The sequence below is a fragment of the Rhodococcus sp. 05-2254-2 genome (genome assembly GCF_002259095.1).
Taxonomy (GTDB): Bacteria; Actinomycetota; Actinomycetes; order Mycobacteriales; family Mycobacteriaceae; genus Rhodococcoides.
Genome location: NZ_NOZJ01000010.1, coordinates 1 through 13939 on the forward strand (window position 1 = coordinate 1; position 13939 = coordinate 13939).

13 protein-coding genes are annotated in these 13939 nt (G+C 65.1%); 3 read left to right on the forward strand and 10 right to left on the reverse strand.

Features of this window, described 5'->3' with window-relative positions:
• The 7 genes from CH283_RS17545 to CH283_RS17575 form a co-directional block, all read right to left on the reverse strand.
• A partial coding sequence (locus CH283_RS17545) for a biotin carboxylase N-terminal domain-containing protein (protein ID WP_141215285.1) occupies positions 1-123 on the reverse strand: 123 nt, incomplete at its 3' end.
• A gap of 128 nt (positions 124-251) precedes the next feature.
• Positions 252-1721 carry a condensation domain-containing protein gene (locus CH283_RS17550; RefSeq protein ID WP_094639332.1) on the reverse strand — a complete coding sequence of 490 codons (1470 nt, stop codon included), beginning with the start codon at positions 1719-1721 and terminating at the stop codon, positions 252-254.
• Positions 1722-1846: 125 nt separating this feature from the next.
• The gene (locus CH283_RS17555) at positions 1847-2260 is read right to left on the reverse strand and encodes a SufE family protein (protein ID WP_037188062.1); all 414 of its coding nucleotides are present in this window, start codon (positions 2258-2260) and stop codon (positions 1847-1849) included.
• Entirely contained in the window at positions 2257-3153 is an 897-nt protein-coding gene (locus CH283_RS17560; protein ID WP_094639333.1) for a sulfurtransferase, read from the reverse strand. Before CH283_RS17560 ends, CH283_RS17555 begins: the two co-directional genes overlap by 4 nt.
• Before the next feature lie 155 nt (positions 3154-3308).
• Entirely contained in the window at positions 3309-4682 is a 1374-nt protein-coding gene (locus tag CH283_RS17565; protein WP_176460361.1) for a condensation domain-containing protein, read from the reverse strand.
• On the reverse strand, positions 4660-6117 hold the full coding sequence (locus CH283_RS17570; protein WP_094639335.1) for a condensation domain-containing protein: 1458 nt from the start codon (positions 6115-6117) through the stop codon (positions 4660-4662). The genes CH283_RS17565 and CH283_RS17570 overlap by 23 nt, the downstream gene beginning before the upstream one ends.
• 46 nt (positions 6118-6163) lie before the next feature.
• Positions 6164-7606: a condensation domain-containing protein gene (locus tag CH283_RS17575; protein WP_068051242.1), complete on the reverse strand. Its 1443-nt coding sequence runs from the start codon at positions 7604-7606 to the stop codon at positions 6164-6166.
• 592 nt (positions 7607-8198) lie between these two features.
• Here CH283_RS17575 and CH283_RS17580 point away from each other — a divergent pair.
• Positions 8199-9503: a hypothetical protein gene (locus CH283_RS17580; RefSeq protein WP_094639336.1), complete on the forward strand. Its 1305-nt coding sequence runs from the start codon at positions 8199-8201 to the stop codon at positions 9501-9503.
• 5 nt (positions 9504-9508) lie between these two features.
• On the opposite strand, the gene CH283_RS17585 is transcribed toward CH283_RS17580, so the two are convergent.
• On the reverse strand, positions 9509-10774 hold the full coding sequence (locus tag CH283_RS17585) for a glycosyltransferase (RefSeq protein WP_255183253.1): 1266 nt from the start codon (positions 10772-10774) through the stop codon (positions 9509-9511).
• Between the two features lie 155 nt (positions 10775-10929).
• Between CH283_RS17585 and CH283_RS17590 the strand changes: the two genes are divergently transcribed.
• Both CH283_RS17590 and CH283_RS17595 read left to right on the forward strand, forming a co-directional pair.
• Positions 10930-12309, forward strand: coding sequence for a hypothetical protein (locus CH283_RS17590; RefSeq protein WP_094639338.1), 1380 nt, complete (start codon positions 10930-10932; stop codon positions 12307-12309).
• Positions 12310-12423: 114 nt separating this feature from the next.
• Positions 12424-12867 (forward strand): flavodoxin domain-containing protein, encoded by a 444-nt coding sequence (locus tag CH283_RS17595; RefSeq protein WP_068051234.1) that lies wholly within the window; start codon positions 12424-12426, stop codon positions 12865-12867.
• 48 nt (positions 12868-12915) lie between these two features.
• On the opposite strand, the gene CH283_RS17600 is transcribed toward CH283_RS17595, so the two are convergent.
• Positions 12916-13578 carry a Maf family protein gene (locus tag CH283_RS17600; protein WP_094639339.1) on the reverse strand — a complete coding sequence of 221 codons (663 nt, stop codon included), beginning with the start codon at positions 13576-13578 and terminating at the stop codon, positions 12916-12918.
• Positions 13579-13580: 2 nt separating this feature from the next.
• The gene (locus CH283_RS17605; RefSeq protein ID WP_094639340.1) at positions 13581-13844 is read right to left on the reverse strand and encodes an acyl-CoA carboxylase subunit epsilon; all 264 of its coding nucleotides are present in this window, start codon (positions 13842-13844) and stop codon (positions 13581-13583) included.
• Positions 13845-13939 lie beyond the last annotated feature (95 nt).

Consider the following 13939-nt stretch of genomic DNA (forward strand, 5'->3'; position numbering starts at 1 on the left):
TTCGGCGTACACAGCGACACTGGCCAACCCGGCATCGGCCGCAGCCCGGATCACCCGCACCGCGATCTCACCACGATTGGCGACAAGAACCTTGGTGATCTGAGCACTGGCATGGCTGGGCACTGAGCCTCCTACGGATGTGTTTCTCGCGTGCTTCGTTACGAACGTCACGTCGGAGTCTAAGCATCGGCACTGTCATCGCTGCAATCGGTCTGCAGAGCTGCAGCTGACCGGCGGCGAGCCGCAGTGAGCTACTGATTGGTAGCGATCTGACCGGTGTCGGTATGTCCGATATCGGATCGCTCGTCGCCCGTGAGGGGGAATCGGGCGGTACCCGTGTCCGCAACATCGCTCAACAACTTTCGGAAGGCACCGACGTATTCGTGAACACGCGCGGTCGCCTGCTCGGTGTTGGGATAGCGAGCCGCGATGTTGATCCCCTGCGGCGTGCGGTTGATCCAGATGTACACGTCGTGCTGGTACTGCTTGCTGCGCAATGCTCGGGCGTTCCAGTCCGGCCAGTGCTCGGCGGCAGGCGCGAACCGCACATCCATGAAGGAGACGACGAAACGCGGGCGGGCGGAATAGCCCAGAGTGGTGAACACGCGATCGAGAGGAACTCGGGCGATCGGTTTGGTCTTCTTCACCTCGGCCGAGGCCGCCGCGACCACCGAACCGAACGAGTCCGCACCGGCGATGTCGAAAGAGATGGGGCACAGTCCGACGAACCAACCCAGCGCCGACGCCCATTGCGGTTCGTCGCGAGTGTGCACCGGCGTCACCGTGCGGAAACGATTGCCGCCGCCCAGTTCGGAGCCGGTGATGGCCAGAACTGCGAGCAACCCGGCGAACAGACTGTGTCCGGTCTTGCGGCAGGCGACCGAGAACGAGTCGGCCTGGTCCGGGTCGAGCACCCACGCGGACAAACCGCCCTGCGGCAGATCGTCCGGGCTCGGATCTCCGATGTCGAGTGGAAAGGCCGGTAGCTCGCCTTCGCCGTCGACGAGAAAATCCCGCCATATCCGCACCGCGTCGTGGGAATGCTCCAGCTCTGCATTCCTCTCGCGTTCGGAGGAACCGAAGTCGAGGTAGCTGCCGGCCTCGAACAGGGCAGCGGGCGCACCACCGAGTTCCTCGCCGTACAGAGCAGCTATCTCGTGCGCGACCAGCACCGTGGACAGGCCGTCGATGATCGAATGATCCGCTGCGAAGAACACGGTGATCGGACGCGTCTCGTCCACCGGTTCGAGCGTCACGAAGGCGTAGGCGGGCCAGATCAACGGTGAGGTGAACTCGTCGAACAGATACTGCAGGTGCTCGAACACCTCACTCGATTGCGCGCACCGTTCCTGCTCGACCTGCCAGATGTCGATGGCACCCTGCGCGGCGGTCACCCTCGTCATCTCGCCCGTCACCTCGTCGATCGACGCGCTCGAACGCATCGCCTCGTGCCGGTCGATCCAGTTCAGCACTGCCTGGCGAAACGCGGGCTTGTCCAGCGGGCCTGCGATTTCGAAGGCCGCGCCGAGCCATGATTCACGACCGCGGCGAGGACTGCTCAGGCTCGTACGAAGGTGTGCCTCGTGGACGTAGGACGTCGGCCTGGCGTCGGGATGCCAGCCAGCAGCCTCCGGAGTGCGGGCCTGCGGGCCGACGCTGGGTATCCACTCGGTGAGCGTGCCCGCGGGAACCGCGTAGTCCGCCAACTCCGTGAACTCCATATCGGCAGCAACCAACCTTCGTCGTACGCATCGGGGGGACTGGGCTCCAGGGGCCCTGCCTCCGAGTCTAACGACGACGCGTTGTATCGATCAAGACGACGGCACGTCACCTGCGCCGTCGCCGTTCAACGCAGGTGACGCTTGATCCGCGCCAACATCGCCGACATACCGCGCAGTCGCAACGGGCTCACCGCGTCGCTCAGCCCCAGAGCCGAGTAGAAATCGTCCGGTACGTCGAGGATCTCCTGTGCGCCGAGACCGTCGAGTCCCTGCGCCAGGATCGAGGCGAACCCCCGCGTGGTCGGAGCTTCCGGCGGGGCGCTGAAGTACAGCCGGACCCGCGCCGGATCGCCTGCATCCACCGACAGGAACAGCGGAGACTGGCACTCCGGCACCGGCTCCATCGCATCCTGAGCAAGGTGGTCGGGCAGAGGAGGCAGTTCGCGACTGAACTCCAGCAACAGCTGCAACTTGTCCTGCCCCTCCACCGCGGCGAAGTCCTCGACTATCTCGGCCAGGGATTCCGGCAAGGCGCTCATCGTGTGGCCGGAGCCGATCCGGGCTCCTCGCCCTTGGCGATCGGGACGCGAACGGCGTTGCCCCATTCGGTCCACGAGCCGTCGTAGTTGCGCACCGACTGGTACCCGAGCAGATGGGTCAACACGAACCAGGTGTGGCTCGAACGCTCACCGATCCGGCAGTAGGCGATCACGTCGTCGGTGGCGGAGGTACCGGAGTAGATCTCGTCCAGTTCCGTGCGAGACCGGAACCGTCCGTCCGGTGCGGCTGCCTTGGCCCAGGGGATGCTCACGGCGGTGGGGATGTGACCTCCGCGCAGTGCACCTTCTTCTGGGTAGTCGGGCATGTGGGTGCGCTCGCCGGTGTACTCGGCGGGGGAGCGAACGTCGATCAGCGGCACCGTTCCGAGCGAGCCGAGAACATCGGAGGCGAACGCACGAATGGGTGCATCGTCGCGTTCGATCACCGGGTAGTCGGTGGCGGGGAACTCGGGCACGTCGAGGGTGGTGTCGCGGTTCTCCGACAACCAGGCGTCGCGGCCACCGTCGAGCAGACGCACGTCCTGATGTCCGAACAGCGTGAAGACCCACAGTGCATACGCGGCCCACCAGTTGCTCTTGTCGCCGTACACGACGATGGTGTCGTCCCGGGAAATGCCTTTGCGGCTCATCAGTTTCGAGAACTGCTCGCCGTCGATGTAGTCGCGGGTGACCGGATCGTTGAGGTCGAGATGCCAATCGATCTTGACCGCGCCGGGAATGTGGCCGACGTCGTAGAGCAACACGTCCTCGTCGGATTCGACGACCCGAAGGCCGGGGGTACCGAGATGAGCGGAGAGCCATTCGGTCGATACGAGACGATCCGGATGCGCATAGTCGGCGAACGTTGCGTTGGAATCGGTTGGTACAGGCACGTATCGGCTCCTACGGAAGATATTCGGCTGGCGGCCCGCCCGGGGGTGGACGGTCTGCACTGTCGATCCTATGCGGAACCTCTGTCACGGGGCAGGAGTGGAGCCCGCGGAACGACTTCTATGAGGGCAGGAGTGGAGCCTGCGGAACGACTTTGTCAGGGCGTCAGGGCAGCGCTCTCGGGTTTCGCTGTGGAGACCCGCAGGAGGGCGACGAGTTCGGCGGTGAACGCATTCATCACCGAGCGTGCCTGTGCAGTGTCGGGAAATCGTGACCGCAATGCCAGGCCCGCCGTGGTGCGGGAAACCCAGAACTGTGCGTCGTCGGACACCGTGGCGTTGCTGATGTGGTGTGCATCGGTTCGGTCGAAGCGTTCGTGTCCACCGATTCTGGTGTAGTCGATGTACGACACCATGAACACGTCTCGACGCGACAAGGTGAACGCATCACCGAGGTTGTTCAGTACCTGGGGGATCGGAACGGTGCTCAGTGGCAGTGCTGCACGAAACGCTGTGTGGGCCGCGGTGATCGTGTCGGTGAGGTCGTGTTCTACCTCCACGGTCATGGGAGCGTTCGTGGTGAACCAGCCCAGTGCACGCGAGAATTGCTGCTGATGGCGGGTGTGCAACGGGAACAGGAACGGCACGCGGCTCGGTCCGCCTATCCCGGCGCACGCCTGCCCGATCGCAGCGACGACCCCGGCGAACATCCCGGCTCCGGAACGGGCGCAGAGCTCCGCGTAGTCGAGGGTGTGCTGCGCGTCGAGCAAGGGCGTGACAGTCGTTGCCTGAGGCGCGGTTTCACCCTCGGCGACGCCGAGGTCGAGCGGGAAACGCGGCGTGGTGCCACCGCACTCGGTGAGAAAGTTCGACCACCGCACCATGCGTTCGTCCGTGGGATCGACGAGTGGCTGGGTTGCTTCGACACGGCAGTACTCGACGAACCCACCGACCGGAGGCAGGGCTGCCTCCGGGTTCGACGGACAGCGGCGGTAGGCGTCGTACAGGGTGTTGATCTCGTCGACCACGACTGCGATCGACATGGCGTCGACGTTGGAATGATCGAAGGCGCACAACACCGTCGAGGTGTCCGGCCGATCGATTCCGAAACAGGTGTACGACGGGAATCGTCGTGCGTCGCAGTGTAGTTCAAGCGAACTTCGGAGGTGACTCCGGAGCATGGACCCTGACGAGAAGGTGGTTCGAGTGGTTTCCCTCATCTCGACCGCACCCGGTTCGTGAACCATCCGCTCGATTCCCGCCGCCGCGCGAACGAACGAACTACGCAGGGTGTCGTGTCGGTCGATCAGGCGCTCGAAGGCCCACCCCAAAGCGCGGGTGTCGAGCCTGCCCTGCACCTCGAAGGCTCCGGCAATCCAGACGCGCTCGGCTTCGTCCAGATCGCCGAGGTGAAACCGTTGGTTGAACGACGGCGGAACCGTCGACGGTTGCGGTTTCCCGGTGACGACGGCGGTGAACTCGACGACGGTGCCCGCGCGCGGGGTGTACTCAGTGATCGAGGTGACCCGCACCGGCCGGCTCCTGAACCAGATTTTCGAGCGTCAGATTGTAATCACCCTCGCGTGCAATGGTTTCCAGTACATGCGCCAGATGATCGTGGTACCGCTTCACCGCTACGGCGGCAACGTCGGAATCAGGGGTCTGGGCCACCAGGTACAGGTGCTCACCGTCTCGGTTGATCCACATCGATGCGTTCGACGTCGAACCCTCGCCGGTGAAATGCTTCGCGCGCGTGTCCGCGTCTCGTCCGACGCCGGGGAACCAGCGAAAGTCGATGTACGAGAGCATGTTCGGACTCACTGCCAACTCGCTATCGAGAGTGCCGTCGGCGGCCAGCGCGCCCAGCACGGCGTGCACCGGAGCCTCCGCGATCTGCTTGGCCTGCTCGAAGCCTCGGTGGGCTCCAGCCGCGACGTCGGAGAACCTGTCGTGTCCCGCCACCTCGAATGCGACCGGAGCGAAGTTGACGAACCATCCCTGGGACTGTCCGTAGTCACCGTGATGCCGGGTGCTGAGCACGGTGATCCCGAAGTAGTCGGTGTTACCGGCCAACTCGAAGTCGGTGATCCCGACGGCGGCGAATATGCCGCTGCTCATCCGGGCCCCGGCGGCCTTGCATGCGGCGTCGAATGCAGCGGTCAGTTCTTTGCTCAACAGGTCGCGTTCGACGATGCGGACCGGAGCTTTCTCGCCGGGCGCGAGGCCGAGGTCGAGCGGGAACCGAGGCATCCGGCCGTCGTGTCGGGTGAAAATGTCTCGCCAGGCCGCGATTTCGGGAGAATCGGCTCCGAACGTCGCGGCTCGAGCCCGTTCGTCGGCGGCGTAGGCCAGATGGCTGCCTGCCTCTGCCGGGGTAGGTACGTCCGCGCCGGTCTCGAGTGCGTACAGATCGGCCAACTCGCTGATGACCAACGCTTGCGAGCCGCCGTCGGTGAATGCGTGATCTGCGCCGTAGTACAGGGTGAAGCTGCCGGGCCGGGCCACGACACCGACGACGAATCCGGGCCAGGCGTCCGCGGTCGCCTCGGACGAGAAACGCCCTCGTACGTACCGTTGGAATCGGTCGTCGTCCGTGGTTTCTCCGGCGTCGGTCACCTCGAACGCCGCGACCTCGGGCGGGGCGAGATGCCGAACGACGTTGTTTCCCTCGACCTCGAACCAGCATCGAAGGCCCTCGTGACGCAGCACGTAGGCGGCCAGTGCGCGGCTGATCGCATCCGTGTCCACGTCACCGTCGATCTCGGTTGCCACCCCGGTGTACGCGGTGTGCACATCGCCGCGTTCGCGGGCCGCCCACGCGGCCTTCAGGTGGTCCTCCTGGAGAAACGAGACCGGAGTCGAATCGACAGGTGCCGCTTGGCCACTCGCACGGGCAGTCGCAGTGGGGTGCCATTCGAGCAGTCGGCCGGGAGCAGGATTCCATCTGCCCATAGCGGTGATGATCATGGTCGCTTCATCCTCCTCGATAAGGGCCGCGGGCTGATTCGACGACTCACTCTGCGGCGACGGTCACCGACCGTGAGGCCGACGTGAGCACCGTATCGGTACCACTGTCGGAGTCGATCACTGCCGTCAGCACGGCGACGAACTCGGTGATGAAGCGGTGGACGTTGGTCGACGCGACATCCGAGCTGGGGAATCGCGCAGAGATGTTGAGCCCTTGGAGCGTCCGGTTGACCCAGAAGTAGACCTCGTCCTCGGCGTGGCAGTTGCTCCGCAGAGCCCGACCCTTGCGGTCCTGCCACTGCTCGGCGTCCGGGAGGAATCGAAGATCGATGTAGGACACCACGAATCGAGGAATTTCTGTCGACTCGAGGATCTGGGCGATCTTGGAATACGGCATCCGTGCCAACCCCTTGTTCGCCGCGCCTGCAGTTGCTGCAGCCGCGACTGCCTCCCCGAAGGTGCGAGCGTCACCGAGCTCGATCTCCATGGGCAGAATCCCGACGTACCAACCCACCGCCGCGGCCCACTTCTGTTCGTCTCTGGTGTGCATCGGCATCACGGTGCGCAACGTCGTGCGACCGGACAGGCGGACGTTCGTCAGCGCCAGAGCGGCCAGTATTCCGGCCTGCATGTTGTACCCGGCGTTACGGCATGCAGCGTTGAAGGCATCCGACTGCTCGGAAGTCAGCAGCCAGGACGAGATGCTGCTCTGTGCGGCCGGGCCGGTGAGCGACCGGTCGACCGACACCGGAAGGGGAAATGCGGGAAAGCGTCCGTCCTCCACGGCCAGGAAGTCCTGCCAGGTGCGCACGGCGCTGTGGTCACCGGTCAGTGTCTCGCCGAGAGCCCTCTCGGACTGGCTGAAGTCCACATAGCTGCCGACCTCGGGCAACTGGGGGTCGATGCCTTCGAGGGCGTGCGCGTAGAGCTTGTCGATCTCGTTGATGGCGTAGATCTGGCTGTAGGCGTCCATCACCGAGTGGTCGGCGGCGAACGCAAGCAGAAACGACTCTCCCGGCCCGTTCGAGAGAGCGCGGGAGGCATCGTCCGGTTCGATGGTCGCGAGGACGAAATGCGGCCACGCCGTCGGGGAGACGGTGTCGCCGAACCAGGAGTGCAGATGGCTGAAGACCTGAGTCTCGGTCCGGGGTTCGGTGTGTGCCCGGTCGGTCACCTGCACTGCATCTGTCGGTGCGGTGTAGCGCAGCCAGGAACCGGATTCCTCGTCGCGCCTGACCTTGGTCCGAAATGCCTCGTGCCGACCCATGTACGCGGTGATGGTTGCGCGCACTGCCTCGACGTCGTAGCGGCGATGAATCTCGAACACCGTGCCGATCCACGAGCCCGGAGCGCTGCGCTCGCAATGGTCCTGGTGCGTGTAGGACAGACCGCGGGGGTCCGGTTCCCAACGGTCGTCGTCGACGCGGGGGACCCACTCGGTCAGGCGACCGGCGGGGAGGGGGTAGTCGGCGAGTTCGGTGTATTCCATGGGAGTCCTCTTCCGTTCCGGGCTCGGTCGGCGGTGCGCGGCGTTGGTTCGGTATTGCACGTTCGATTACGGTCGAGTCGATCGTGTAAACCCGTCGGCGATGATCGGGCAGCCGACCGGTCGCTTTATCCGATTGCTGTTGGATTGCTGCTTTCCGCATTGAAAGAACAACGTCGTTGCCGTCGACCCGTAGTGAGTTCAGAGAACACGATAGGGCGAAAGCGGAATTATTTCGCAGCGCGAAAAAGTAATACTTCTCACTGTCGGGCGTCTTGACTCGCCGGTCGCCGATCGGGAGTCGAGGGAGCGTCCGATTGTCGTATCTTATGAACGAATCACTGACTTTGCTGGTCAGCGTGATGATAGTTCACAATCGAAGTGTGGTGCAAACTGTCGTGCGACCCAAAACACGACCCACGCCACCGAATGGATCGAACATGGTCCGGGACACATTCGGGACGCCTTTTTCGTGCACCTATTGCCGAATGTGAATGCATTGGTGTGGCGAATTGACACCACTGCCCCTGGTTCGTGGATGTAGTAGGTTCGGCGCGTGACTCGAATTGGATTTGCCGATCACCTATTCTTGCGAATGCATCACGGCATCGGATATCCCGTCTACAACCAGTTCTTGTGGTGGTTCGACGAAACCGTCCAGCGAGTGGACCTGGAAAAGCTACGCGACAACCTGTCCGGCGGTCTGCTCGCGCGCCGAGTGGTCTCGTCGACGGTGCCTACTGCCCGCGCTCGATGGGTGGCCTCGAACGTCTCCCATTCATTGGATTTTCACCCACACTTCATCGAATCGACCGAAGTGTCGGCCTGGGCCGACGGTTGTATCGATGACGACATCGATCCCGAGACCGGTCTCGGTTGGCGACTGGCGGCAGCTCCTCTGACCAACGGGGGGACGGTGCTCTCGTTGGTCGCTTCGCACATGGTCGCCGACGGCGGCGCTCTGATCGCCGCGTTCGCGGCTGCGAACTCCCCGTCCGTGCACCCTCGGTCGGTTCCGACCGAGGACGGAATCGCGGCCATCGGCTCGGACCTGCGAGACGCCGTGGGGCAGGTGCGGTCCGTAGCCGGCTGGTTGGCGAACACCGCTGCGTCCGCGCTACCGATTCCCACCCGATCCGGTCCGGACGTCGTTGTCCCGCGCTCGCAGCCGACTCGTTCGCAGCCGACGGCCGGTGCCGTGGATGCAGACTGGGTATCGCCTCACGCGGTGGCAGAGGTGGACGCAGGTACTTGGAAAGCGGCTGCGCAACGATGGGGTGGCACGTCCAATTCACTGTTCATCGCCGTTCTCACGGCAGCCTCCGGGCAGGCCGGGCGAGCCTCGATCGGAGACTCGGTGCAGTGGTCACTGCCGGTCAGCGATCGCACCGTCGACGACACTCGCTCCAATGCCACCAAGATCGTCAAGATCGAGGTCCCCGTCACCGACGCGGCCGACCGCGATCTGTCGACGATTCGGAAAATCAGCAAGGCGGCGTTCACCGCTTTCGCCGCGAGGCAGGCTGCCGGTCTACCACCCGCAGGCATCTCGCAGGCCCTCGTGCAGATGCTGCCCGACGCCGTGGTCGCGCGTGTTCCACAACCGCGTGACGGTGCGGAAGGCCTGGCGTCGAACCTGGGTGCTCTGCCCGAGGTCTTCACCACGGTGGCCGGTATCGGAGCTCGTGCCGTATCGGGCAGGGCGACCTTCGCGGGTGCCGACGCCGCATTCGCGCGATCGTTGGACGGTGGGCTGACGGCCTGGCTGTGCGAGACGGGCGCAAGCGTCACCGTGACCGTCCACGCCATGGACCCAGATCGATTCGTCGATGACCGGGCACTGCGTGACCATCTGGCGGAGGCGCTGGGCCGCTGGGAGTTGACTGCGCGCTTCTGGTGAGTGCGTCAGCGGTTCCGCGCTGCCGCCTCGGTGATGTCGGCAGCTGCGGCCACCGCAGTTGCAGTCGGGGCGACCGAGCCGGCCAATCGGCGTGCCGCCTGCCTGGCGCGGGCGGTAGTGATATCGGTAATGCCCTGCTGGAGAACGGATTCGGTCAAGGTCGAGAATTTCGTGCTGGTGCCGGCTCCGATCCTGCGCAGCGCGGCACCCCAGAACGGCTGATCGGCGCTGAACCAGCAGACGAGTGTCGGCAGGCCGGCCCGCGCCGTGGCAGCCGTCGTGCCTGCGCCACCGTGGTGGACCGCAGCCACGCATTGCGGCAGGATGCTCGCGTGATCGACCGACTCGACGATCATGATATTCGAATTCGATTGGACTGCAGCAGGATCGGCACCGGCCAGGTCGCTCCAGCCGGCACAGACGAGAGCGCGAACGCCCAGCCTTCGGGTCACGTTCTCGATCATGCGCAGCAGTGCCGCGGGATCGGGGACGGGCATGCTGCCGAAGCCGAAGTACACCGGCGCGGAGCCTGCCCGCAGCCATTCTTCCAACGCAGGATCGGAATCGACGCCAGCGCTGCTCAGCCCCAGGAATCCGACGAACGGGCGGTGTGAGCCCCACTGTTCTGCGAGCCCGGGGAACAGCGCCGACTCGTACGCCTGAATCTCCACTCCGCCGTAGCGTTCGGACCGAACAGGCAGCGAATGACGCGTCGGTGCGAGACCCAGGGACTTCCTCTGCGCGTTCTCGCGGGCCTTCATGGATTTCCAGCGCATCGACTCCGCCAGCGCCCACATCGACCGGTTGACGTACCCCGGTAACGTGATGCCCGGGGTCACGGGCACGACGTCGTTGCGGCGCAGCGGGCAGTAGTGAAGTGCCACAAAGGCATTGCCCGTAGACTCCGCCATGTTGAACGCCATCTCCTGCCCCAGCGAACCGGTGACGATCGCGTGACAGCCCTGGGCCATCCGTTCGAGTTCGGCCGTCATCTGATCCCAGCCGTGATTGGCCAGTTCCGCGAGTGCCGCCATCTTGGTCCGCGGGTTACGCGACTTGATGCGCACCCTGATCAACTCCGACTCCAGCAGTCGCTGGGTGTCCGGCCCGAACGAGAGCACGCCGATTCGTTCGGACTCAGCCGTTTTCGCGCGAGCGAAGTCCACGAGGTTCGGTGGTGCGCCGAACACCACGTCGTGTCCGCGATCCGCGAGTTCGACGCCGAGTGCAAGACCGGGCGTCACGTCACCGCGACTGCCGTTGAATGGCATCACGAACTTCATAGGGTCACTCGCAGTCGCGTCGGCGTGGAAAACGTCCTCAACCTATCAGTCCCGCACGCCGCAGTTCGGATCGGAAAACATATGGCGGGAAACACATTTGCGGCCCACCTGCGTCCGCGCTCGTGCAGCGATAGTCTCGCGGGGTGGAAAGACTGACGTACGACGACGACCTGTTCCTCCGCATGGAATGCGTTCTCGGGGTACCGGTGGTGAACCAGATCGTCTGGCGGTTCGACCGCGCCGTCGCTCCGGACGCGCTGCGATCGATGTGGCGAATGCTCGCCGAAGGCCCCATCGATCGATCCGTTCGACGGGCCCGGCTGCCCGGAGCCCGTGACAGCTGGACCGCAGCGCGTCGATCCGCTGATCCGGTGGTTATAGGGCCACCGATCGCCCGCGCGGCGGTCGACAGGTGGATCGAGGACGAGGCCGCCGTGGCGTTGGATCCGATCGGGGGACCGGCGTGGCGATTGTCGGCCACGTCGGTGGAAGAAGGCGGCACGGTCGTGTCGTTGGTCGGCTCTCACGTCGTCGGCGACGGCGGGGCGCTCACCTCCGCAGCCGCGGCCGCGCTGGCCGGACACGCCGTCCCCGACGATTTTCTGCGTGTCGGCCTCGATGACGGTCCCCTGTCCGCGACGGCGATCTCCCGTGCCGATCTCTCCGATGGTCTCGGCCGTGTCGGTGCAGCGCTCTCGGGTGCGGCACGAGCGCTCGGCCGCACCGCGGTGGCGGCGGTACGGGCACGGTCCACGGCGTCCGCCGACGCGAGCGCAGGAACACCCGAGGGCACCGGTGCCGACCGTCCGCGTGAGATCGTCGCCCCTGCCGAGGGCGCGTGGAGGCCGAGCACCGTCGTCGTCGATTGTCTGTCCGCGGAGTGGTCTGCCGCCGCGGCGAGCAAAGGGGGCAGTTCCAACAGCCTGCTGGTCGCGGTGGTGCTCGGGATACTGACCGGGAGCGGCCGAGTCTCGACCGAGGACCGGGTACGCGTCGCCCTTCCGGTCAGTACCAGGACCACGGGTGATCGGCGTGCCAACGCGACGTCCGGCGTCTCGATCCACGTCGAGCCGGGAGGGACGTATCTCGACGATCTCGGAGCAATTCGAGCGGCGAGCAAGCAGGCATTCAGAACCCAGGCCGATCGCACGGTCACCACGACATTCGAGCTCCTCAAACCGCTGATGCAGTTGCTGCCCGACGCGATCGTGGCCAAACTCGCCGCGTCGGGCTCGGCCCCGCTGTGCCTGTGCTCGAATCTCGGTGCCAGAGGCGTCGCACTGCGGACCATCGGTGGTCTGGACGCCACCGCGGTGGCGATGAGGTCCATCACGCAGAACACCGACGTGGCCCTACTACGCCGCACGGGCGGAGGAGTCAGCGCTTGGTGGAACGAATCGGGCGAACGCGCCACCCTGTGCGTCACCGGGCTCGATCCGGACAGCTTTCCCAGCAAAGAGCACCTGAGAGGGCTGGTCGAGGTGGAGTTCGATCGATGGGGCCTGACGCCCGAGTTCTGGTGACCTCGAGACAAGTCACAACCGCGGGCAAGGACGGATTTTCGACCGGATCGCCGGTGAGGCTATGCTTTCCGACTGTTCGAGTGTTCGAGCAGGTGTGAGAAAGGGGAGCGATCCATGGCAGTGGTCGTGTTGTTCGGGTCCGAGACCGGTACGGCCGAGGAGGTCGCCGACAAGATTGCGGACGTGCTCAGCGATCATGACGCCGAGGTACGCGACATGCTCGAGTACGAGGTGTCCGACATCGACACCGACGACTTCCACGTGGTCATCTGCTCCACCTACGGAGACGGAGAGCTCCCCACCGGTGCAGAACCCTTCTTCGATGCGCTCGTCGAGGACGCGCCGGACCTCGCGGGACTGCAGTTCGCGGTGTTCGGTCTGGGCGACCGGGTCTACGAGGACACCTTCAACCGCGGCGGCGAGATCATCGCCGAGAAGCTCACCGAGCTCGGCGGCAAGCAGGTCGGTACCCATGCTCGGCACGACAGCTCGTCGAACATCAAGCCGAAGACCATGGCCGAGGAGTGGGCTCGCGAATTGATCGATCTTCTGCCCTGACGGCAGAACTCGGCTCCGTCCGGCCCAGCGGTCGGCGGATCCGGACGGTCAGGACGGGGCGCTGCCCCACAGTGCGGCCAGAGACGTACCCACACGAGTGAGCAGTGTTCGCACCAGCGGTAGGCCGATGCCGATCACCGACGACGGATCGCCCTCGATGCGGTCGACGAACCAGCCCCCGAGCCCGTCCAACGTGAACGCCCCGGCCACCGACAACGGTTCACCCGAGTCGAGGTAGGCCTCGAGGTCCACCGAGGACGGCGTCGAAAAGTGGACGACGGTCGAACTGTGCGCTGCAGCCTGCGCCACGACCACTCCGTTGGTCACCCGGAGCACAGCGTGGCCGGTCAGCAAGTCGCCGCTGTTGCCCGCCATCGACTGCCATCTCGTGCGCGCCACCTCGACCGAATGTGGCTTACCGTGCAGCTCCCCGCCGATGGCCAACATCGAATCGCAGCCGACGATCACCAGATCGTCGCTCGAATCCGAGAACGTCTCGGCCACCGCGGCGGCCTTGGCTCGGGCCAGTTCCGTGACCACCGTTTCCGGAGACACCGACGGCCCGAGCGCTGCTGTCAACGCATCCTCGTCGACACCCGACACCCGGACGATCGGCTCCACCCCGGCACCGCGCAGCACCGACAGACGCGCAGGCGACGCCGACGCCAGGACCAGACGAACAGACCCCGGCGCAGCGTCGGACGAGCGCATCGTCACCGTGGGTAGCGACCCGACGCGGCATACGAATACGCCGACTGAGGTGCGAATCGGCGATGCAGCAACTCCGGTGAACCCCACAGCTCACGAGGACGAGAATCGCCCGTCGACTCGGACCCGCCCTGGGCAGCCGTCAGAACCGTCACCAGCGCGGCGATTTCCTCATCGCTCGGATTGCCCTTCACCACCCGAACAGCCGCAGGGGACGGGGAAACCACCTCGCTCGGATTCGCTGCGTCATGATTCGCTTCGTCGTTCATAGTGGGATGTTTCCGTGTTTCTTGGGTGGGAGGGTGACTTGTTTGCGTTCGAGTAGTCGTAGTGCGGTGACGATCTGGCCGCGGGTGTGACTGGG